Raw genomic sequence first — 21,256 nt, forward strand, 5'->3', positions numbered from 1 at the left:
ATGCGCCATCTCATCTCCATCAGCGACCTGACCGACGAGGACCTGCACGGGATCGTGGCGCGGGCCGCCCGGTTCGGCACCAGCGGGGTGGACGGCCGTCCCCTGGAGGGCGCGATCGCCGGCATCTACTTCCGCCGCACGTCGACCCGCACGCGCACCGCGTTCTCCGCCGGCGCGCTGCGGCTCGGCGCGCAGATCATCACGTTCGGCCCGGACGACCTGCAACTCAACACCGGCGAGACCACACAGGACACCGGGCGGGTGCTGTCCGGAATGCTGGACCTGCTGGTCGCCCGGACCGCCGACGCGACGGCGGAGCTGCGCACCTGGGCGGACGCCGGCCCGATGTCGGTGGTCAATGCGATGAGCGCCGAGGAGCACCCCACCCAGGCGCTCGCCGACCTGACCACGCTGCGGCGGCACTTCGGCCGCATCGAGGGCCTGCGCCTGCTGTACGCCGGCGAGGGCAACAACACCGCCGCCGCGCTCGCCCTCGCGCTGACCCGCTTCCCCGGCACCACGCTGGAGCTACGCACCCCGCCCGGGTACGGCCTGGCCGCGGACGTACGCGCCGAGGCGGCCGCCCAGGCGCAGCGGTCCGGGGCCACCCTCGTCGAGCGGCACGACATGGCCGACGTGCCGGAGGACTTCGACGTCGTCTACACCACCCGCTGGCAGACCACCGGCACCAGCAAGCCCACCCCGGACTGGCGGGAGGTCTTCGCGCCCTTCCAGGTGACGGCGGCGCTGTGGTCGGGCAGCCCGAAGGCGGTCTTCATGCACGACCTGCCCGCCCACCGGGGCGAGGAGGTCACCGCCGAGGTGCTCGACGGGCCGGCCAGCATCGCGTTCGCCCAGGCGGAGAACAAGCTCTACAGCGCGATGGCGGCGCTGGAATGGTGCTGGGCGGCCAAATGACGCTGGTCGAGGAGACGTCCACACAGGACCACCCGCCGCTGCGCCGGAACCGCGCCTTCCAGTACCTGTGGGCCGGCTCCGCCCTGTCCGTCCTGGCCGAGCGGTTCTCCGCCATGGCGTTCACGCTGGTGGTGATCTGGTCGACCGGCTCGAAGAGCGCCGCCGGCCTGGTGGCGTTCGCCGCGCTGCTGCCGATGCTGCTCGTGCAGCTGCCGGCCGGCGTGCTGGTGGACCGGTGGGACCGGCGCCGGGTGATGGTGGTCTGCGTCGCCGGCCGCCTGCTCGGTGTCGGCAGCGTCGCCGCGGCCGTGGCCACCGACCGGGTGTGGATCCCGCACCTGGCGGCCGTCGCGTTCGCCCAGGGCGCCATGACGGTCTTTTACCAGCTCGCCGAGCGGGCCACCGTGCGGTCCGTGGTGCCCGCCGCGCAACTGCCCGCCGCGATGGCGCAGAACGAGGCGCGCGGCCGCGGCGCGAACTTCGTCGGCCACCCGGCCGGCGGGTTGCTCTTCGGGCTGACCGCGTACGCGCCGTTCCTGACCAGCACGGTGTTCTACCTCGTCTCGCTGGTGGCGATGCTGCGCCTGCGTACCCCCGTGCGGGCACCCGCGAAGCGCAAGGGCTCCGGCGTGGCCGCCGGCCTGCGGTGGGTGTGGGGCCGGCGCTACTTCCGCACGGCGCTGCTGCTGATCGCGGGCAGCAACCTGCTCTTCCAGGGGATGATCCTGACGCTCCAGGTGGTGATCAAGGAGCAGGGCCGGTCGTCCGCCGTGGTCGGTCTGATCATGGCGGCGGGCAGCGTCGGCGGCCTGGCCGGCGCGGTCGTCGGCGGCTGGTGGAGCCGGCGCATGGCGATGCGCCACATCATGGTCGTCGCGTACGTCGCCTGGGCGCTCGTCATGCCCGGCCTGATCGTCGCGGCGCACCCGGTGGCGTTCGGCGCGCTGTTCTTCGCCACCTCGCTGATCGGCGCCGCCACCACCGTCGCCGGCATGGTCTACCAGCTGCGCATCACCCCGGACGGGATGCAGGGCCGGGTCGGCAGCGTCGTGCTGCTGCTCACCTCCGGCGCCAGCTCGATCGGCGCGCTGGGCACCGGCTTCCTGCTGGAGGCGGTCAGCACCACCCGCGCGTTCGCCGCGATGTCCGTGACGATGGGCGTGCTGGCGCTGCTCACCATCGCCACCTTCGCCAGGCGTGGGGCCCGGGAGGAAGACGGTATGGGAAATGTATAGGCAGGCAATCGATGCTGGGGGCGTCCGGAATCGCGAGCGCGGGGAGAGCGTGTGATGAGTGACAGTTGGAAGCCTCTGGAGATCGACCCGGCCAGCGTCGGCGCCGAGGCCAGCACCGCGGGTCTCGTCGCCTACCTGCGCGGCGCGGCCGGGCTGGACGAACTGCTGGTCAAGGAGAAGGCGCTGGTGTTCCGCGGGTTCGGCGTCGGGCCCGGCGAGCTCGACGGCGTGCTGGACCTGCTGCTGCCCAACCGCCTGGCGTACGTGCACGGCAACTCGCCGCGCACCAAGGTCGGCCAGAACGTCTACACCTCGACCGAGTACCCGCCGGAGTTCACCATCTCCATGCACAACGAGCTGTCGTACGCCGCGGCGTGGCCGTCCCGCCTGGCCTTCTACTGTGAGAAGGCGGCCACCACCGGCGGCGCCACCCCGGTCGTGGACGGCGTGCTGTGGCTGGATTCGCTCGACCCCGAGGTGCGCGCGGCGTACTCCAACGGGGTGCGCTACACGCAGAACCTGCACGACGGGCTCGGCCTCGGCAAGAGCTGGCAGGACACGTTCGAGACGGACGACCGCGACCAGGTCGAGGCGTTCCTGGCCGGCTCCGGCGCGACCTGGCAGTGGAAGTCGGACGGCACCCTGCGGGTCAGCCAGATCCGCCCCTCGACCATCGCGCACCCGGTGACCGGCGCCGAGGTCTGGTTCAACCAGTCCGACCAGTGGCACGTGGCCGCGCTCGGCGACGAGACCGCCAAGGCGTTGGCCCAGATCATGCCGGAGGAGGACCTGCCGCAGTCGGTCAGTTTCGCCGACGGCTCGCCGATCCCGGCCGAGTACGCCATCCAGGTGCGCGACCGCGGCCTGGAGGGCGCCGTCGACGTGGACTGGCGCGAGGGCGACGTGCTGCTGATCGACAACATCCTCGTGGGCCACGGGCGGCGGCCGTTCAGCGGGCAGCGCCGCGTCCTGGTCGCGATGTCCGACTGAGGGGAGTGGGCATGACTCGCGTGCTGCCCCACCTCGTGGAGGCGGACGGCTCGGGCATCGGCGTGCTCGAACGCATCGGCGGCGAGCGGCAGAAGCTGCGCGGCCTGCTGGCCGAGCACGGCGCGCTGCTGCTGCGCGGCTTCGACATCGGCGGCGTGGACGGCTTCGACCGCGTGGTGCGGGCGCTGTCCGGGGCGCCGCTGACGTACGCCGAGCGCTCCTCGCCGCGCAGCACCATCAAGGGGCAGGTGTACACCTCGACGGACTACCCGCCGGACGAGGAGATCTTCCTGCACAACGAGAACTCGTACCAGGCGGTCTGGCCGCTGACCCTGTACTTCCACTGCCTGCAGGCGCCGCTGACCCGCGGTGCCACGCCGTTGGCCGACATCCGCCGGGTGTACGAATCGATCGACCCGTCGGTACGCGAGGAGTTCGCCCGGCGCAAGTGGATGGTGGTGCGCAACTTCCACCCGGACTTCGGCAGCTCGTGGCGGCACGCGTTCAACACCGAGGACCGCGGCGTCGTCGAGGCGTACGCGATCGAGCGCGGGATCACCCTGGAGTGGCTCGACGGCGACGGGCTGCGTACCCGGGCCGTCCGCGACGCGGTGCACCGGCACCCGGTCACCGGCGAGAAGGTGTGGTTCAACCACGCGACGTTCTTCCACCTCAGCACGCAGGCCAAGGACGTACGGGACGGGCTGCTGGAGATCTTCGAGCCGGCCGACCTGCCCAGCAACACGTACTACGGCGACGGCGGCACCATCCCGGACGACGTGATGGACCACCTGCGCTCCTGCTACCGGCAGGCGTCCACCCGCTTCGACTGGCAGTACGACGACGTACTCGTGGTGGACAACATGCTCGCGGCGCACGGGCGCGAGCCGTACACGGGACCTCGCAAGATCGCGGTCGCGATGGCCGAGCCGTCGGGCTGACCGCTCGTTGAAGATCGAATGGGCTCCCCGCGGGGAGCCCATTTTCGCGAAAACTGGAGGTGGTGCTAGGTGCAGGGCGAACACGGGTACCTGTGTCCTGGTTTACCCCGGCCGCCTTCTCTACGGTCATGGGGTGAGTTCGTACCGGGCCGTCGCCGCGGAGCTGCTAAGGCATGCTCCGTGGTCGGCGCGCGCCTGGCAGGCCACCGCCCACGTGCTGGTCGGCGGCGTGGTCGGGGTGGTGACCGGGGGCGTGGTGTTCGCGCTGGCGCTGGCCACCGCCGTCCTCGCGGTCACCGTCGTCTTCGCGCTCGGCACCGTTTTCGCCCTGTACGCCTGCGTGTACGCGTTCGCCGCGCTGCAGCGCTCCCGCTTCGAGGTGTTTCTCGGCGAGCGGATCCCGGCGCCGGCCACCCACCCGTATGACGGCTGGTCGCAGCGGCTCGTCGGCGAGGCGCGGTCGGAGGCCCTGTGGCGGCACCTGGCGTACCACATCTTCGCGCTGGTGGTGGGCGGCGCCGGCGCCATCGTCGTGGCGCTGACCTGGGCCGGCGGCCTGCTGCTGGCGACCGCGCCGCTGCACGGCTGGCTGCTGGCCGACGACCCGGCGGGCCCGCTGGCGCTGGCCGGCGCCACGGTCGCCGGCCTGGTGCTGGTCTTCGCCGCGCCGTGGCTGGCCCGCGGCTTCGCCGCGGTCGACCTGCTGGCCGGGCGGGCCCTGCTCGGCCCGAGCAGCCGCGCCGAGCTGGCGCTGCGGGTGGCCTCGCTGGCCCGCAGCCGGGCCGACCTGGTCGCGGCCGCGGACGCCGAGCGCCGGCGCATCGAGCGCGACCTGCACGACGGCATGCAGCAGCGCCTGGTCTCCCTCGCGATGAACCTCGGCCTCGCCCGCGCCTCCTTCCCGGACGCGCCGGACCCGCTGCGCGAGGCGATCGCCCGCTCGCACGACGACGCCAAGCTGGCGCTCAGCGAGCTGCGCGACGTCGTCCGCGGCCTGTACCCCGCGGTCCTGGACAACCTCGGGCTGGACGCGGCCCTGTCCGGGGTCGTCGCCCGCTCGCCCGTCCCCGCCCGGCTCCGGGTCGACCTGCCCGAGCGCCCGCCGGTGGCGATCGAGGCGGTGGCCTACTTCGTCGTCTCCGAGGCGCTCGCCAACGTCGCCAAGCACTCCTTCGCGTCCCGGGTGGAGGTCACCGTCCAGCTCACCGAGGGCGGCGACAAGCTGCGGGTCGTGGTCGCCGACGACGGCCGCGGCGGCGCCCGCCCCGAGCGCGGCACCGGCCTGCGGGGGCTGGCTCAGCGCGTGGCGTCGGTCGATGGCACCCTGGACATCGACAGCCCGGACGGGGGGCCGACGACGATCGTGGTGGAGCTGCCATGCGGGTCATGATCGCTGAGGATTCGGTGCTGCTGCGGGAGGGCATCGTGCGCCTCCTGGAGTCGTCCGGCATGACGGTCGCCGCCGCGGTGACCGACGCCGAGGCCCTGCTGGCCGCCGTCGCCGCCGACCCGCCCGACATCGTCGTGGTCGACGTCCGGATGCCGCCGACGTTCACCGACGAGGGCCTGCGCGCGGCCTTGACGCTGCGCCGCCAGTGGCCGTCCGTCGCGGTCCTGGTCCTTTCCCAGTACGTCGAGGAGCGGTACGCCACCGAGCTGCTGTCCCGCCCGGACAGTCGGGTCGGCTACCTGCTCAAGGACCGGGTCGCCGACGTGGCGGAGTTCGTCGACGCGCTGCGCCGGGTGGCCGACGGCGCGACCGTGCTCGACCCCGAGGTGGTCTCGCAGCTGCTCGTCCGGCACCGCTCCGACCCGCTCGAACGGCTCACCCCGCGCGAGACGCAGGTGCTCGCGCTGATGGCCGAGGGCCGCTCCAACGCCGGCATCGCCGGCGCGCTGGTGGTCAGCGAGAGCGCGGTCGCCAAGCACGTCAACAGCATCTTCACCAAGCTCGACATCGCGATGGTCGACAACGACCACCGCCGCGTGCTCGCCGTCCTGCAGTTCCTGAAGAGCTGAGGAGTCATTGTGGCCCTTGTGGTGGAAAAGCGCATCGCCTGGCGCACGCTCGGCGGCGCGACCACGGTGCTCGTGCTGCTCTTCGCCGGCGTCGTGGCCTGGACCTGGCTGAGCCCGACGCGCACCGACGAGGACCGGAAGACGTACCAGCAGGCGGTCACCGCGGTGAAGCTGGACAGCAACGCCGGCGACATCACCGTCACGGCCGGCGAGCCCGGCACGGTCACCGTGGAGCACAAGCTGTCCTGGACCTCGCTGCGCAAGCCGACCGTCGAGCAGACGTGGCGCGGCGACGTCCTGAGCATCACCGGGCGCTGCCCGCGCAGCGGCCTGAAGTTCGGGCTCGGCAGCGACTGCGCGATGGACTACGTGCTGCGCGTCCCGCCGGGCATCGCCGTCGAGCTGCGCACCGAGGCCGGGAGCGTGCGGGTGCGCGACCTGACCGGCGACGTACGGCTGACCGCCTCGGCCGGCGACGTCACCGCCGAGAACGTCTCCGGTCCACTGTGGGCACGCGCGGACAGCGGCCAGATCACCGGCGTGGGACTGCGTTCCGACACCGCCGACGTCGAGATCGACTCCGGCGACGTGGAACTGACCTTCGCCGAGCCCGCGAACACCGTCAGCGCGGTGGCCAGCGCCGGCGACGTGACGGTCCGGCTGCCGGCCGGCGCGTACAACGTCACCGCCGACGCCGCGTCCGGCGAGGAGACGGTCGAGGTCACCCGCGACCCGGCCGCACCGTCCACCGTCACCGCCCGTACCAGCTCCGGTGACGTCACCGTCCGATACACCAACTAAGCGACGCTCACACTCCGCAACCACCGTCTCGACTGGGGGACCGATGGACGACACCGTGCGCCTTGAGGCGTTGAGCAAGACATACGGCAGCGGCGACAACGCCGTCACCGCGCTACGGGGCGTGACGCTGGAGTTCGCCCCCGGCAGCTTCACCGCGATCATGGGACCGTCCGGGTCCGGCAAGTCGACGCTGCTGCAGTGCGCCGCGGGCCTGGACCGGCCCACCGGCGGCCGGGTCGTCATCGCCGGCACCGACCTCAGTGGACTGGACGAGACCGCGCTCACCCTGCTGCGGCGCGACCGGATCGGGTTCGTGTTCCAGTCGTTCAACCTGCTGCCGTCGCTGACGGCCGCGCAAAACGTGTCCCTGCCGCTGCGCCTCGCCGGCGTACGCCCCGACCCCGCCGCGATCGCCGAGGCGCTGCGCCAGGTGGGCCTCGCCGACCGGGCCAACCACCGCCCCAGCGAGCTGTCCGGCGGCCAGCAGCAGCGCGTCGCCATCGCCCGCGCCCTGGTGACCAAGCCGGCCGTGCTCTTCGCCGACGAGCCCACCGGCGCGCTCGACACGATGACCAGCCGGGGCCTGCTGCGCACGCTGCGCGGGCTGGTCGACGGCACCGCGGTCGGCGCCCCCGGGATCGCCACCATCGTCATGGTCACCCACGACCCGGTCGTCGCCTCATACGCCCACAAGGTCATCTTCCTCGCCGACGGCAAGGTCGTCGGCGCGCTGGACGACCCCACGGCCGACGCGGTGGCCGCCCGCATGGTCCACCTGGAGGTGGCAGCTTAAATGCTTGGCATCGCGATCCAGACGCTGCGGGCTCGCAAGGTGTCCTTCGCCGGTACGGTCGTCGCGCTGCTGCTCGGCGTGGCCCAGGTCGCCGCGATGGGGCTGCTGCTCGGCGCGCTGCTCGACCTGCCGGACCGGCCGCCGCAGCGGTTCGCCGGCGCGCCCGCCGTCGTCTACGCGTCCGACCCGGAGTGGAACCCGGCCCACCACGACCTCGGCGTGCGCTCGCTCGCTGAGGCCAAGGGCATCCCCGACGGCGTCCTGCAGAAGGTGTCCGCCACCGGCGAGGTGGTCGTCGACCGGGCCTTCTACGCCCAGGTCGCCGGCGGCGCGGCCGACCAGGTCGGCCACCCGTGGTCGGTGGCGCGCTTCGGCGGGTACGCGCTGGCGCAGGGCCGCGCCCCGGCGACCGACGGCGAGGTCGTGGTCGGCGGCGGTTCTACCGTGGGCGCGTCGGTCACCGTGCTAACCGCGGACACCGCCCGGGAGTACCAGGTCGTCGGCGTGACCAACGCGGTCGACTACGAGCACGCGGTGTTCTTCACCGACGCCGAGGCGGCCCGCATCTCGCCCCGCATCGAGGCGCTCGTGCCGCTCGGCCCGGTCGCCGCGGTCCGCGCCGCCGTGGCGGGGTCCACTGTGGAGGTGCTGACCGGCGACGACCGGCACCGTGTCGACGCCAGCTCGGCCCGGGACCGGGAGGCCCTGGACAACACCGTCACGCTGCTGCCCATCACGGCCAGCGTCGCCGGCTCCACCGCCGTCTTCGTGGTCGCTTCCACGTTCGCGTTCGCCGTGGTGCAGCGCCGCCGCGAGGTCGCGCTGCTGCGCACCGTCGGCGCGACCCCCAAGCAGGTACGCCGCATGGTGCTCGCCGAGGCGCTGCTCGTCGGCACCCTCGCGTCGGCCGCCGGGTGCGTACTGGGCCTGTTCGGTGCCCGCCTGCTCGCCCGCTGGCTGATCGCGCTCGGCATCTCACCGTCCTGGTTCGACGTCCACCCGTCGCTGGCCCTGTCGGTGCTGCTGCCGATGCTCGGCGCGTTCCTCACCGGCGTCCTGGTGGCGCTGCTCGGCGCCGCGGCCGCCTCCTGGCGGGCCGGACAGGTACGCCCGATCGAGGCGCTGCGCGACGCCGCCGTCGACCGGCCGATGACCTCCGGCCGCTGGCTGCTCGGCGTCGCCGGGCTCGCCGCCGGCGCCGGCATGGTCGGGTACGTCGGCTTCGGCGCCCCCGAGATGACCCTGGTGCCGAACAAGTACGTGCCGACGCTGCTCGTGCCGATCCTCGCGTTCGCCCTGCTCGCGCCGGTGCTGGTCGGCCCGCTCACCCGGCTGCTGATGGCGCCCTTCGGCGGTGCCCGGGGTGCCGGCGCCATGGTGGTCCGGGAGAGCGCGCTGACGTCCCGCCGGCGCACCGCCGCGACAGCCGTGCCGGTGCTGCTCACCGTGGGCCTGGCGATCTCGCTGCTCGGCGCGACCGACTCCATCAACGAGGCCCGGGACAGCGGCCTGCGCAACCAGGTGAGCGCCGACTACGTGCTCACCCCGGACGGCAGCCCCGGCATCAACCGCGCCGCCGTCGAGAAGATCGCCGCCGTGCCCGGCGTCCAGGTGGTCGCGCCCGTCCTCACCACCCTGTACACAATGGACGGCGACCAGCTCCAGGAGAACGACGGGTACGCCGTCGACCCCGCCGCCCTGTCCCGCACGCTCAACCTGCCCGTGATCGAGGGCTCCCTCGACGACCTCACCGACGACACGATCGTGGTGGCCCAGTCGTGGGGGTACGAGCTGGGCCAGCCCGTCGAGGTCTTCATGGCCGACGGGACCACCGTGTCGCTACGGGTGGCCGCCGTCTACGAGGCGCTGCGCGGGCAGGACATCGGCTACCTCACCCAGAAGTACGCCGGCACCGGCGCGTACGCCCGCAACGGCCTGGCCCGCCGGGCGTACGTCTCCCTGGAGGCGGGCACCGACCCCACGGCCGCGCTCGCCGGCATGCGGGCCGCCGTGGACGGGCTGGGCGCCCAGGTGCTGAGCACCGAGGACCTGGTGGCCACCGAAAGCGCCGCCGCCCGCCAGCTCACCGCCGTACGGCAGCGCTCCGTCGCCGTCATCGTCGTGGTGTTCTGCTTCATCGCGATCGTCAACACGCTCCTCATGGCCACCGCCGACCGGCGCCGCGACCTCGCCGTACTGCGGCTGGCGGGCGCGACACCGCGGCAGGTGGTGGCCTTCTTCGCGGCCGAGTCCCTGCTGGTGGCGGGCATCGGGGTGGTGCTGGCGCTGATGGCGTCGGCGCTCAACCTGGCCGGGCTGTGGGTGGCCCTGACCGGCCTGTTCGGCACAACTCCCATCGTCGTACCGGTAGGCATAGTGGCCGGCATCGCCGCGGTGGCCGCCCTGCTAGCCGTCCTAGGCGCCGTGCTGCCCACGGCGACCGCCCTACGCACCCGCGCCGTAGCCCTAACCGCAGCTCGCGAGTAGCCCGCCCTGGTGCGTTGATCAGGGAGTTCCTCGGGCGTGTTGCCGCGCGCCACCAGAGGAACTCCCTGATCAGCTTGCTTGGCTCTGCTGCTTCCAGGCGCGCAGTGCCTCCGCGGCTCGTACCGTGTCGGGGTGCTCAGGTCCGAGGATGCGTTCGTGTTCAGCCACCACGCGCTCCTGGAGGGCAAGGGCCTCGGCGATTCGTCCGGCCTGGTGGTACGAGACGGCGAGGGTGATGCGAGCGGTGACCGTGCGTGGGTGTTCGGGCCCGAGGATGCGGTCTCGGCCGGCCAGGACACGCTCCTGGATGGATGTGGCCTCGGCGATCCGGCCGGCCTGCCGGTACGAGGCGGCGAGGTTGGCAAGGACGACGATGGTGTCGGGGTGTTCGGCCCCGAGGACACGTTCAGCGTCGGCAGCTACCCGCTCCTCGATAGGGATCGCATCAGTGGTGCGTCCGGCTTGCCGGTACGAGGCGGCGAGCTGACTGCGGGCGGTGAGGGTGTCGATGTGTTCCGGACCGCGGACGCGTTCGGTGTCGGCCACGACCTGTTCGTGTATGACGATGGCTTCGTCCGTGCGTCCGACCTGCCGGTAGGTGGCCGCGAGCTGGGAGCGGTAGATCAGTGTGGAAGGATGCTTCGCGCCGCGGACGCGCTCGCTGTCGGCTAGCGCTCGTTCCTGGAGGGCGATGGCATCGGTCGTGCGCCCCGCGTCCCGGTAGGAGATGGCGAGGTTGGCGCGAGCGGTGATCGTTTTGGGGTCGTCTGGTCCCAGGATGCGCTCGCGGTCCGACAGAACCAGTTCCTTGATGGCCATAGCTTCGTTTGTGCGTCCAGCCAACGAGTAGGAGATGGCGAGGTAAGCGCGTGCCGATATCGTCACCTCATGGTCGGATCCGAAGATCCGTTCGCCCGCGTCCACGAGGCCCTCGTTGTAGGCGACCGCGGCGGCGTGCAGGCCGGCATCGAGGAGGCTCTCGCCCGCACGATAAAGCAACTCGTGCGTCGGCGAACGCCACAGTTGATCGCCCGGATGACCTGCGAGGGAGGTCGTGTTGGCGCGCAGGGCGGCCACGAGGTCGCCGTGGTCGGGATGGGTGTCTGGTTCGGGCCAGCCGCTCAGGAGCGCGTCGGCGGCGGTGCGGATCGCGGCGTGGAGTTCGGCCGGCGAGTTGGTTTCGCGGGCGGCGCGAGCGGTGAGGGCGTGGATCCGTACCGCCCGGGGACCACCTCGGGCCTCGTGGTGTACGAGGCCGTAGCGGTGTAAGAGCCGCAGTGCCGCACGCGCATCGGCGGTCGGAGCGAACTGGTTCAAATACGCCCCGACGGCGGGCGCCGTCCACAGGGTGTCGGGGTGCCCAGCCGGGTCTAGCACCGCGGCCAACCGGAGGGCCGGCTTGGCCAGCCCAACGGGGTGCGCGGCCTGCGCCGCGTCGAGGGCGATAAGGAGGGCGGCGGCGATGGGACGGCCATAGTTCTCCGTGTCGGCTGTTTGCGGCATCAGCTGTTCGAGCCGGGAGCGTTGCCCGATCAACAGGGTGAGATAGCCGGTGCAGTCGACGCCTTCGTTGATCATGTACGCGGCGGCGTGCCCCAATGCGAGGGGCAGGTGCCCCATCGCGTCGGCGAGCGGTCCGACCCGGTCGTCGAGGAGGGACGCCGCGTCTGCGGCGGTCAGGCGCTGGGTGAGGTAGTTGATCGACTCGGCCGGACCGTACACGTCGACGGAGACCAGGGCGCGCCCGCCGCCGCTGAGGGAGGCGTCGCGACGGCGGGTGGTGGCGAGCACCCAGCCCGTCGCCGTGTGGCTGACCGGCCACAGGTCCTTCATCTGATCCGGGTCGGTGATGTCGTCCAGCACGATCAGCCAGCGGCGATCGGTGCCGGCGAGCCAGGCCAGGAGCGCCCGGGCGTCCGCATGCGCATCCGAGCCGGTGACACCGGGCGTCCGGACCTGCGCCGCGGTTTGCGCGTACGCCGCCATCACCGCCTCCGGGCCGGCGGCATTGATCCACACGACGAGGTCGACGCCGTCGTGGATGGCCTGGTGGGCGTACGCCGCGGCGAGCTGGGACTTGCCCACACCGCCGCCACCGGCCAGCACCTGAGTCAACAACACGCCACCGCCGGCTGTCCGTGCGGCGTCGACGCGTTCGCGCAGCCCTTCGCGCGGCTGGAGGGCCGATGCCAGGGTTGGCACGTTCCCGATCCGCCACCCCTCGGTGGACCGGCCGGTTTCGGGCGGCAGACGCGGAAGGGTGCCGAGCGGCGGCTCGGGGTATTTCGCCTGCTTCGTGACCACCCGTAGTAGTTCCTCAGCACCCACGTCGGTGAAGTCGGTGACCTCGTACCGGCTTGCCGCGTACGGCTGCAGGAAACGGGGGATCTCCGCTGCTGACCGGCCAGGCAGGATCACCGGCAGCATGCGGCCCGTCCACTGTGCTCGGTCCTGCATCAACCGGTCCTTGAGCAGGGCCGCCTCGTACTGCACGCCGCGCCCGTCGTGCGGGTCGACGTCGCCGTCGCCGCGCTCGCGATAGGCCGGAGACGCGATCACCAACACGTAGTCGGCGCGGTCGATCTGCTGCCCCATCCACAGTGCCCAGTCCCTCCGCTCAGCGGCGGCGGACAGGTCCAGCTTGGCGTCGATCCCGCGGCTGCGCAGAAACTCCCACAGCCGCCGCACGAGCTCCTTGTGCTCGCCGGAGTCGTGGGCGTACGAGATGAACACCACGGGCGGATCGTTCACCGCCCCATTTCACCGAACTCAGCCCCAAACCTCCACCGTCTGGCCGCTGAGTCACCGATCCGACAGCCTTCGTCCCGTGATCATGGGCTCCGCAGCACGACACGCCGAAATCGCGCCGCGTAGCCCATGATCACCGGGAGGCGGCCCGGACGACCCATGTTGATCAGGGAGTTGCTCTCTCGGCGCGCCGCGACACGCCCGAGGTACTCCCTGATCAACGGGGAGGGGCGGGCGGGGCGGCGCGGGGCGACGCGGGGCGCGGGGACGGGGGGACGCGGGGCGGCGGCTATAGGGGAGATATAGCGGGCGCGGGCACGCTGCTTGCATGGAGACCTATTGCGTTGTCGTCAATGACGAGGAGCAGTACTCGATCTGGGCGGCGGACCGGGAGTTGCCGGCCGGGTGGCGGGCTGAGGGGACCGAGGGGCCCAAGGAGGAGTGCCTCGCGCGGATCGCCGAGGTGTGGACGGACATGCGCCCGCTGAGTCTGCGGCGCCGGATGGAGCAGGCCGAGGCGGTCTGAACCCGCCGAGCGACACGACCCAGGGAGGCGCGAAGCATGAGCACCGGTGGAGTGCGGACGACCGAGCGTGCGGAGGCGCTCCGCGAGGAGCTGATCCGCGCCCGGCTCGCCGGAGGGGGCGCTCGCGCGCAGCGGCGCGTCTCCCCGCGGCCGGTGGACCGTGGCGGGCCGCTGCCGCTGTCGTACGGGCAGCAGCAGATGTGGTTCCTGAGCCGGCTGGAGCCGGACAGCTGGGAGTACGTGGTGCCGGTCGCGCTGCGGCTGCGCGGCCCGCTGGACGTCGACGCGCTGCGCCGGGCCTTCACCGGGCTCGTCGAGCGGCACGAGATCCTGCGCACCCGGTACGCGCTGGCCGGTGTCGAGCCGGTGCAGGTGATCGACCTGCCCCGGCCGTTCGAGCTGCCGGTGGAGGACCTCACCGCACTGCCCACAGTGGACCGCGAGCGGCGTGCCGCCGAGCTGGCCGCCAGCGCGCCGGGTGAGGCGTTCGACCTGGAGGCGGAGTGGCCGGTGCGGGCGAGCCTGCTGCGGCTCGGTGCCGACGACCACATCCTGGTCGTGATCTTCCACCATGTGGCTTGCGACGCCTGGTCTGTCCGCGTCTTCGCCGAGGAGCTCAGCGCCCTCTACGGTGCCGGGCCCGCGCCGGCGCCGCTGCCGATCCAGTTCGCCGACTACGCCGCCTGGGAGCGCGAGCACCTCACCGGCGGGGTGCTCCAGCGCCACCTCGACTACTGGCGCGGCCAGCTCGACGGCGTACCACCGCTGGAGCTGCCGACCGACCGGCCGCGCCCGGCCACCCGCGGCTGGGTGGGCGACGCCGTGCCGTTCGCGTTCCCGGCCGCGCTGACCGAGCGCCTGCGCAGTCTCGGCGCCGCGCACGACACCACGCTGTTCATGACGCTCCTGGCCGCGTACCAGGTGCTGCTCGGCCGGTACACGGGCCGGACCGACGTGCCGGTGGGCACGGTCGTGTCCGGGCGCACGCTCCCGGAGGTGCAGCGCCTCATCGGGTACGGCATCAACAGTCTCGTGATGCGCGGGCGGGCCGAGGGTGACCCGTCGTTCGCCGAGCTGCTGGGCCGGGTGCGGGAGACCGTGCTGGCCGCGTTCGACCACCAGGAGGTGCCGTTCGCGCGGCTGGTCGACGAGTTGCAGCCGCAGCGGGACATGTCGCGCACGCCGCTGTTCCAGGCCGCGTTCACCATGCACGAGGAGCGGACCGGCGCGTTCGCGCTGCCGGGCCTGACTGTCGAGACACTCAGCGCGCCGACCCGGGTGGCCCGCTTCGACGTGACGCTCCAGGTGGAGGAGGCCGCCGACGGCTCGCTGCGCGGCACTCTGGAGTACGTCACCGCCCTGTTCGACCGCTCCACGGTGGAGCGGATGACCCGGCACCTGGTGCGGTTGCTGGAGAGCGTCACCGCCGCGCCGGACGCCCCGCTGTCCCACCACGTCGTGCTGGACGCCGACGAGCTGGCCCTGGTCGCGCCGCCCCAGGAACTCCTGGACCCGCCGGCCCGCTGCGTCCACGAGGTCTTCGAGGAGCGGGCCGCGGCCTGCCCCGACGCCGTGGCCGTGGTGTACGGCGGGGAGCGGCTCACCTACGCCGAGCTGAACGAGCGCGCCAACCGCCTCGCGCACCACCTGCGCGACCTCGGCGTCGGGCCGGAGTCGCTGGTCGGGGTGTCGCTGGAGCGCGGCATCGACCTGGTGCCCACGCTGCTCGGCGTGCTCAAGTCGGGCGCGGCGTACCTGCCGCTCGACCCGGCGTACCCGGCGGACCGGCTCGCGTTCATGCTGGCCGACACCGCCGCACCGGTCGTGGTGACCGTCGCCGCGCACGTGGAGAAGCTGCGCACCATCCACTCCGGACGGTTGGTGGTGCTGGACGAGGACGCCGCCGCGCTGGCGGCCCGGCCGGCGACCAACCCGGCGCCGGTGTCCACTCCGGACAACCTCATCTACGTCATCTACACCTCCGGCTCCACCGGCCGGCCCAAGGGCGTCTGCCTCACCCACGCCAACGTGCTGCGCCTGCTCACCACGGCCGAGGAGCACTACGCCTTCAGCGCGCGGGACGTGTGGCCGCTGTTCCACTCGTACGCCTTCGACGTCTCGGTCTGGGAGCTGTGGGGCTCGCTGCTGTACGGCGGCAGGCTCGTGGTCGTGCCGCAGGCGGTGACCCGCTCGCCGGAGGACTTCCTCGACCTGCTCGTCTCCCACCGGGTCACCGTGCTCAACCAGACGCCGTCGGCGTTCCGGGGACTGGTGGCGCTGGCCGCGGAGGGCGACCGGCGCATCGACGCGCTTGTGCTGCGGGCCGTCGTGTTCGCCGGGGAGAAGCTGGAGGTGCCCGAGCTGGCGCCGTGGGTGGCGCGCCGCGACCTGGAGCGCACGGCGCTGCTCAACATGTACGGCATCACCGAGACCACGGTGCACACCACGTACTACCGGCTCGTCGACGCGGACCTGGCGCCGGGCGCGGCCAACCCGGTCGGGTATCCGCTGCGCGACCTGACCGTCTACCTGCTCGACGCGGACGGCAACGTGGCCCCGATCGGCGTGGCCGGCGAGATCCACGTCGGCGGCCCCGGGGTCGCCCGCGGCTACCTCAACCGGCCCGAGCTGACCGCCGAGCGCTTCGTGCCCGACCCGTTCGGCCCGCCGGGGCCCGCCTCTACCGCAGCGGCGACCTGGCCCGGCGCGCCCCCGATGGGAGCCTGGAGTTCCTCGGGCGCATCGACCACCAGGTGAAGATCCGCGGCTTCCGGGTCGAGCTGGGCGAGATCGAGGCGGCGATAGCCGCGCACCCGCAGGTCCGCGACGCGGTCGTGGTCGTCCGCGAGGACAAGCCCGGCGACCGCCGGCTCGTCGGGTACGCCGTGCCGGCCCGGGACGCGGTCCCGTCGCCGGGGAGTTGCGCGCCCTGCTCGCCCGGACGCTGCCCGAATACATGATCCCGTCGGCGTTCGTGCCGCTGGGGAAGATCCCGCTGACCGCCAACGGCAAGCTCGACCGGGCCGCGCTGCCCACTGTGGACCGTGCCGCGCTGTCGGCCGACCGGGCCTACGTCGCCCCGCGTACGCCGGCGGAGGAGCGGGTCGCGGCGGTCTGGCGCGAGGTGCTCGGCGTGGACCGGGTCGGCGTGGACGACGGGTTCTTCGACCTCGGCGGCGACTCGATCCGCGCGGTGGCCCTGGTCGGCGCGCTCCGCGAGGCCGGGTACGAGGTGGCCGTCCGGGACGTCTTCGCGCACCGCACGGTGGCCCAGCTGGCCGAGTTCGTTGGCGTCGGCGGGCCCACTCCGGCGGCTGCGGTCCAGCCGTTCGCGCTCATCGCGGACGTGGACCGGGCCGCGCTGCCGGCGGGCGTGGTCGACGCGTACCCGCTCGCGCAGGTGCAGCTCGGCATGGTGGTGGAGATGCTCGCCGACGACGGCCGGCACCACTACCACAACTCGACCTCGTTCCGGATCGTCGACTCCGAGCCGTTCTCGCTGCCCGCGTTCACCCGCGCGGCCCAACTCGTCGTGGACCGGCACGAGGTGCTGCGTACGTCGTTCGCGCTCGACGCGTACTCGACACCCTTGCAGCTGGTGCACGGCGGCGCGGAGCCGGCGGTCGGCGCCCGGGAGCTGCCCGGCCTGTCCGGCGCGGAGCTGGAGCGTTCGCTGCGCGCTTTCATGGCCGCCGAGCGGGCCCGCCTCTTCGACCTGGCCCGGCCGCCGCTGGTGCGCTTCCACGCGCACGCGTGCGACGACGGCTGGTGGCTCACGCTCACCGAGTGCCACGCCGTGCTGGAGGGCTGGAGCCACCACTCGCTGCTGATGGAGCTGGTCGGCGCCTACCGGGCCTACCGGGACGGCCGGGAGCCCGATCCGGCCGCGCCGGCCGCCGTGCGGTACGCCGACTTCGTGGCCGCCGAGCTGTCCTCGTTGGACGATCCGGCCGACCAGGAGCACTGGCGGTCCACCGTCGAGCGGTACGCCAAGTTCACCCTCCCGGCCGGGTGGGGCGACGACCCGGCGACGCCGCGCGGCGTACACAAGGCGTGGGTGCCGTACCGGGACCTGGAGGACCGGCTGCGCGCGCTGGCGTCCGCCGCGGACGTGCCCATCAAGGCGGTGCTGCACGCCGCGCACCTGAAGGTGATGAGCCAGCTCACCGACGAGCCGGCGTTCCACACCGGACTGGTCACCAACGCCCGGCCGGAGGCGGCCGGCGCGGATCGGGTGGCCGGCGTCTACCTCAACCCGCTCCCGTTCGGGTACGACCGTGGCGCCGGCAGCTGGCGCGAGCTGGTCCAGCGGGTCTTCGCCCGGGAGATCGAGGTGTGGCCGCACCGGCGCTTCCCGCTCGCCGCGATCCAGCGCGAGTACGGCGGCGGCGAGCGCCTGGTCGACGTGCGCTTCAGCTACCAGGACTTCCGCCAGGTCGACGCCGGCGTGGTGGACTACGCCGCGACCATCGACGACAGCCCGACCGAGTTTCCGCTGGGCGTCTCGACCCGGGCCGGATTCTGCGTGCTGACCGCCAGCAACCACGCGCTCAGCCGGTCCAATGTGGACCGGATCGCGGCGATGTACCGTGCGGTGCTGGAGGCGATGGCCGCCGACCCGGATGGCGACGCCGCCGCCACGTACCTGCCCGACGGCGAGCTGTGCCGGGTGGTCACCGAGTGGAACGACTCGGCGGCCGAGTTCTCCGGCGCCTCGGTGCTGGAGCTCTTCGAGCGGCAGGCCGCCGCCACCCCGGCGGCGACCGCCGTGCGCTGCGGGGACGCCGAGCTGACGTACGAGCAGCTGGACGCCCGCGCCAACCGGTACGCGCACCACCTGCGCGGCCTCGGCGTCGGGCCGGAGTCGCTGGTCGGCGTGCTGCTGGAGCGCGGCCTGGACCTGGTGGCCGCCCTGCTCGGCGTGTGGAAGGCAGGCGGCGCGTACGTGCCGCTGGACCCGGCGTTCCCGGCCGACCGGATCCGCCGGATGATGGCCGACGCCGGTGCGCGCGCGGTCGTTACCCACTCGGACCTTGCCGACCGGTTCGAGGGCGATCCTATCCTTGTCGATCGCGACCGGCGGCTCATCGCCCGCGCGCCGTCCACCCCGCCGGACCGCGTCGACGATCCGGACCGGCTCGCGTACGCCATCTTCACGTCCGGCTCGACCGGGCGGCCGAAGGGTGTGGCCATCACCCATCGTGGCCTGACGAACCATGTGCAGTGGGCCGCGGAGGTGCTCGCGTCCCGGGGTACGGGTGGGGCGCCGCTGTTCTCGTCCGTTGCGTTCGACCTGGTGGTGCCGAACCTGTGGGCGCCGCTCGTCACCGGCCAGCGGCTGTGGCTGCTACCTCCGTCCGTCGAGCTGTCCAATCTGGCCGATGAGATGGCGACGGCCGCCCCGTTCAGCTTCATCAAGCTCACTCCCGGCCACCTGGAGATTCTCGACCCGCCGGAAGCGTACGCGCCGGTGATCGTGGTGGCCGGGGAAGCGCTGCCCGGCCCGATCGCGGAGAAGTGGCGCCGGGTCCTGGGCGACGGCAACCTCATCAACGAGTACGGGCCGACCGAGGCGTCCGTGGGTACCTGCGTCTTCCCGGTCTCCGGGCCGCAGCCCGCCGGCGTGGTGCCGATCGGCCGGCCGTTGCCGAACATGACGATGCGGGTCCTGGACGCCACCCTGCGGCCCGTTCCGGTCGGTGTGGTCGGCGAGTTGTACGTAGGCGGCACCGGCGTGGCCCGCGGGTACGTCAACCGGCCCGAGCTGACCGCCGAACGCTTCCTGCCCGACCCGTGGTCGCCGGGCGCCCGGATGTACCGCACCGGTGACCTGGTTCGCTGGTCTGCGGACGGCAACATCGAGTTCCTCGGCCGGGTCGACGACCAGGTCAAGATCCGCGGGTACCGGGTGGAGCTGGGCGAGATCCGGGCGGTCCTGCTGGAGGAGGTGACGGACGCGGCCGTGGTGGTCCACGGCGACCGGATCGTGGCCTACGTGGTGGGCCGGACCGACCTGGCCGAGCACTGTGGACAGAAGCTCCCCGAATACATGATCCCGTCCGTGTTCGTCGCCGTGGACCGCATCCCGCTCAACGCCAACGGCAAGGTGGACCGGCGGGCCCTGCCCGACCCGGACGGCGCCGCTCTCGAACGAGAGTACGTGGCGCCGCGTACGCCCGCCGAGGAGCGCATCGCGGCCATCTGGTGCCAGGTGCTGGGCCTGGAGCGGGTGTCCATCGAGGACAGCTTCTTCGACGTGGGCGGCCACTCCATCCGGGCCATCGCGCTGGTCGGCGCGCTGCGGGCGGCCGGCTTCGAGGCGGGCGTCCGGGACGTCTTCGCGCAGCGGACGGTGGCCGCCCTGGCCGCCGCGCTGGCGCAGACCGGCGTGGCGCAGGAGCAGCCGCTCGTCGCCCCGTTCGCGCTCGTCGACGCCGAGGACCGCGCCGCGCTGCCGGCGGGCCTGGTCGACGCGTACCCGCTCGCGCAGGTGCAGCTCGGCATGCTCGTGGAGATGCTGGCCGACGACAGCGTGAACAAGTACCACAACACCACCACGTTCCGGATCCGCGACGGGCGGCCGTTCTCGGTCGAGGCGCTGCGCGCGGCGGCCGGTGTGGTCGTCGCCCGGCACGAGATGCTGCGTACGTCGTTCGACCTGGACGGGCTGAGCGTGCCGATGCAGCTCGTGCACCGCACCGCGACGATCCCGGTCGACGTGCGCGACCTGCGCGCGCTGGACGCGGACGGGCTGCGCCAGGCGATCCGCGACTTCACCGCGCGCGAGCGTGCCACGGTCTTCGACCTGACCCGGCCGCCGCTGCTGCGCATCGCCGCGCACGTGGAGAGCGACGAGGCGTGGTGGATGTCGGTCAGCGTCTGCCACCCCATCACCGAGGGCTGGAGCCACCGTTCGCTGCTGATGGAGCTCGTCGAGGCGTACCTCGGCATCCGGGGCGGCGGCGCGGCGCCCGAGCGGGACGTGCCCGCCCTGCGGTACGCCGACTTCGTGGCGGCCGAGCTCGCCGCGGTCGCGTCCATTCAGGACCGGTCGTACTGGCAGTCCATCGTGGACCGGTACGCCCGCTTCCAGCTCCCGGCCGGGTGGGGCGACGACCCGGACGCGCCGCGCCGGGCGTACACGGTGACCGTCCCGCTCGCGGACCTCGGTCCCGCGCTGCGGGCCCGGGCCAGCGAGGCCGGCGCGTCCCTGAAGGCCGTCCTGCATGCAGCGCACCTGAAGGTGATGAGCCAGCTCACCGACGAGCCGGCCTTCTACACCGGCCTGGTGTGCAGCGGGCGGCCCGAGCTGCCCGGCGCCGAGCGGGTGTACGGCATGTACCTCAACACGCTCCCGTTCGCGTACGACGGCACCGCCGCCACCTGGCGTGAGGCGGTCCGGCAGGCGTACGACCGGGAGGGCGAGCTGTGGCCGCACCGGCGCTTCCCGATGCCGGTGATCCAGCGCGAGCTGGGTGACGGGGCCCGGCTGCTCGACGTGCGCTTCAGCTACCTGGACCTGCAGCAGGCCCAGGCCGAGACGGATGTGGTGGACACCGACTCCGGGGTGGGGAGGGCGCCACCGAGTTCGGGCTCGCCGTCGCCGCCCGGGCCAGCGGGCTGGTGCTCACTGTGGACACCCACACGCTCAGCCCCACCAACGCCGAGCGGCTCGGCCGGATGTACCGGGCGGTGCTGGAGGCCGTCGCCGCCAACCTCGACGGGGACGCGCGGGAGACGTACCTGCCGGCCGGCGAGCGCGACCGCCTGCTGATGCAGTGGAGCCACAACCCCGGCG

At 72.9% G+C, this 21,256-nt stretch carries 14 protein-coding genes; 13 read left to right on the forward strand and 1 reads right to left on the reverse strand.

Translation table 11 applies throughout. The features are described 5' to 3' along the window. The 9 genes from Prum_RS37205 (at window position 1) to Prum_RS37245 (ending at window position 10,184) form a co-directional block, all read left to right on the forward strand. Entirely contained in the window at window positions 1-918 is a 918-nt protein-coding gene (locus tag Prum_RS37205) for an ornithine carbamoyltransferase (RefSeq protein ID WP_173081260.1), read from the forward strand. Continuing rightward, a complete protein-coding gene (locus Prum_RS37210; RefSeq protein WP_173081262.1) occupies window positions 915-2,153 on the forward strand; it encodes an MFS transporter in 1,239 nt (412 codons plus the stop codon). Before Prum_RS37205 ends, Prum_RS37210 begins: the two co-directional genes overlap by 4 nt. Window positions 2,154-2,207: 54 nt before the next feature. Then, window positions 2,208-3,143, forward strand: a complete 936-nt coding sequence (locus tag Prum_RS37215; protein WP_173081265.1) for a TauD/TfdA family dioxygenase — start codon at window positions 2,208-2,210, stop codon at window positions 3,141-3,143. Window positions 3,144-3,154: 11 nt separating this feature from the next. Beyond that, a complete protein-coding gene (locus Prum_RS37220; protein WP_173081267.1) occupies window positions 3,155-4,084 on the forward strand; it encodes a TauD/TfdA family dioxygenase in 930 nt (309 codons plus the stop codon). Between the two features lie 133 nt (window positions 4,085-4,217). Then, entirely contained in the window at window positions 4,218-5,474 is a 1,257-nt protein-coding gene (locus Prum_RS37225; protein WP_246278347.1) for a sensor histidine kinase, read from the forward strand. Beyond that, window positions 5,462-6,103 carry a response regulator gene (locus Prum_RS37230; RefSeq protein WP_173081269.1) on the forward strand — a complete coding sequence of 214 codons (642 nt, stop codon included), beginning with the start codon at window positions 5,462-5,464 and terminating at the stop codon, window positions 6,101-6,103. Before Prum_RS37225 ends, Prum_RS37230 begins: the two co-directional genes overlap by 13 nt. A 9-nt stretch (window positions 6,104-6,112) precedes the next feature. Then, entirely contained in the window at window positions 6,113-6,904 is a 792-nt protein-coding gene (locus tag Prum_RS37235; RefSeq protein ID WP_173081271.1) for a DUF4097 family beta strand repeat-containing protein, read from the forward strand. A 43-nt stretch (window positions 6,905-6,947) separates the two neighbouring features. Continuing rightward, window positions 6,948-7,697, forward strand: coding sequence for an ABC transporter ATP-binding protein (locus Prum_RS37240; RefSeq protein WP_173081273.1), 750 nt, complete (start codon window positions 6,948-6,950; stop codon window positions 7,695-7,697). Further along, a complete protein-coding gene (locus Prum_RS37245; protein ID WP_173081275.1) occupies window positions 7,698-10,184 on the forward strand; it encodes an ABC transporter permease in 2,487 nt (828 codons plus the stop codon). A gap of 69 nt (window positions 10,185-10,253) precedes the next feature. Here the strand turns inward: Prum_RS37245 and Prum_RS37250 are convergent, their stop codons facing one another. Beyond that, window positions 10,254-12,935 (reverse strand): tetratricopeptide repeat protein, encoded by a 2,682-nt coding sequence (locus Prum_RS37250; protein ID WP_173081277.1) that lies wholly within the window; start codon window positions 12,933-12,935, stop codon window positions 10,254-10,256. 325 nt (window positions 12,936-13,260) lie between these two features. On the opposite strand from Prum_RS37250, the gene Prum_RS37255 reads away from it, so the two are divergent. From Prum_RS37255 to Prum_RS52540, 4 genes are read left to right on the forward strand one after another with little or no spacing between them, the layout of a single operon-like run. Continuing rightward, window positions 13,261-13,458: an MbtH family protein gene (locus tag Prum_RS37255; RefSeq protein WP_173081280.1), complete on the forward strand. Its 198-nt coding sequence runs from the start codon at window positions 13,261-13,263 to the stop codon at window positions 13,456-13,458. A gap of 36 nt (window positions 13,459-13,494) precedes the next feature. Next, entirely contained in the window at window positions 13,495-16,215 is a 2,721-nt protein-coding gene (locus Prum_RS37260) for an amino acid adenylation domain-containing protein (protein WP_173081282.1), read from the forward strand. Next, the gene (locus Prum_RS37265; RefSeq protein ID WP_173081284.1) at window positions 16,212-16,418 is read left to right on the forward strand and encodes an AMP-binding enzyme; all 207 of its coding nucleotides are present in this window, start codon (window positions 16,212-16,214) and stop codon (window positions 16,416-16,418) included. The genes Prum_RS37260 and Prum_RS37265 overlap by 4 nt, the downstream gene beginning before the upstream one ends. Beyond that, complete coding sequence (locus Prum_RS52540; protein ID WP_246278348.1) at window positions 16,379-21,232, forward strand: non-ribosomal peptide synthetase; 4,854 nt, start codon at window positions 16,379-16,381, stop codon at window positions 21,230-21,232. The genes Prum_RS37265 and Prum_RS52540 overlap by 40 nt, the downstream gene beginning before the upstream one ends. Window positions 21,233-21,256: the final 24 nt, after the last annotated feature.

Origin of the sequence: Phytohabitans rumicis, assembly GCF_011764445.1 — a bacterium.
Classification (GTDB): domain Bacteria; phylum Actinomycetota; class Actinomycetes; order Mycobacteriales; family Micromonosporaceae; genus Phytohabitans; species Phytohabitans rumicis.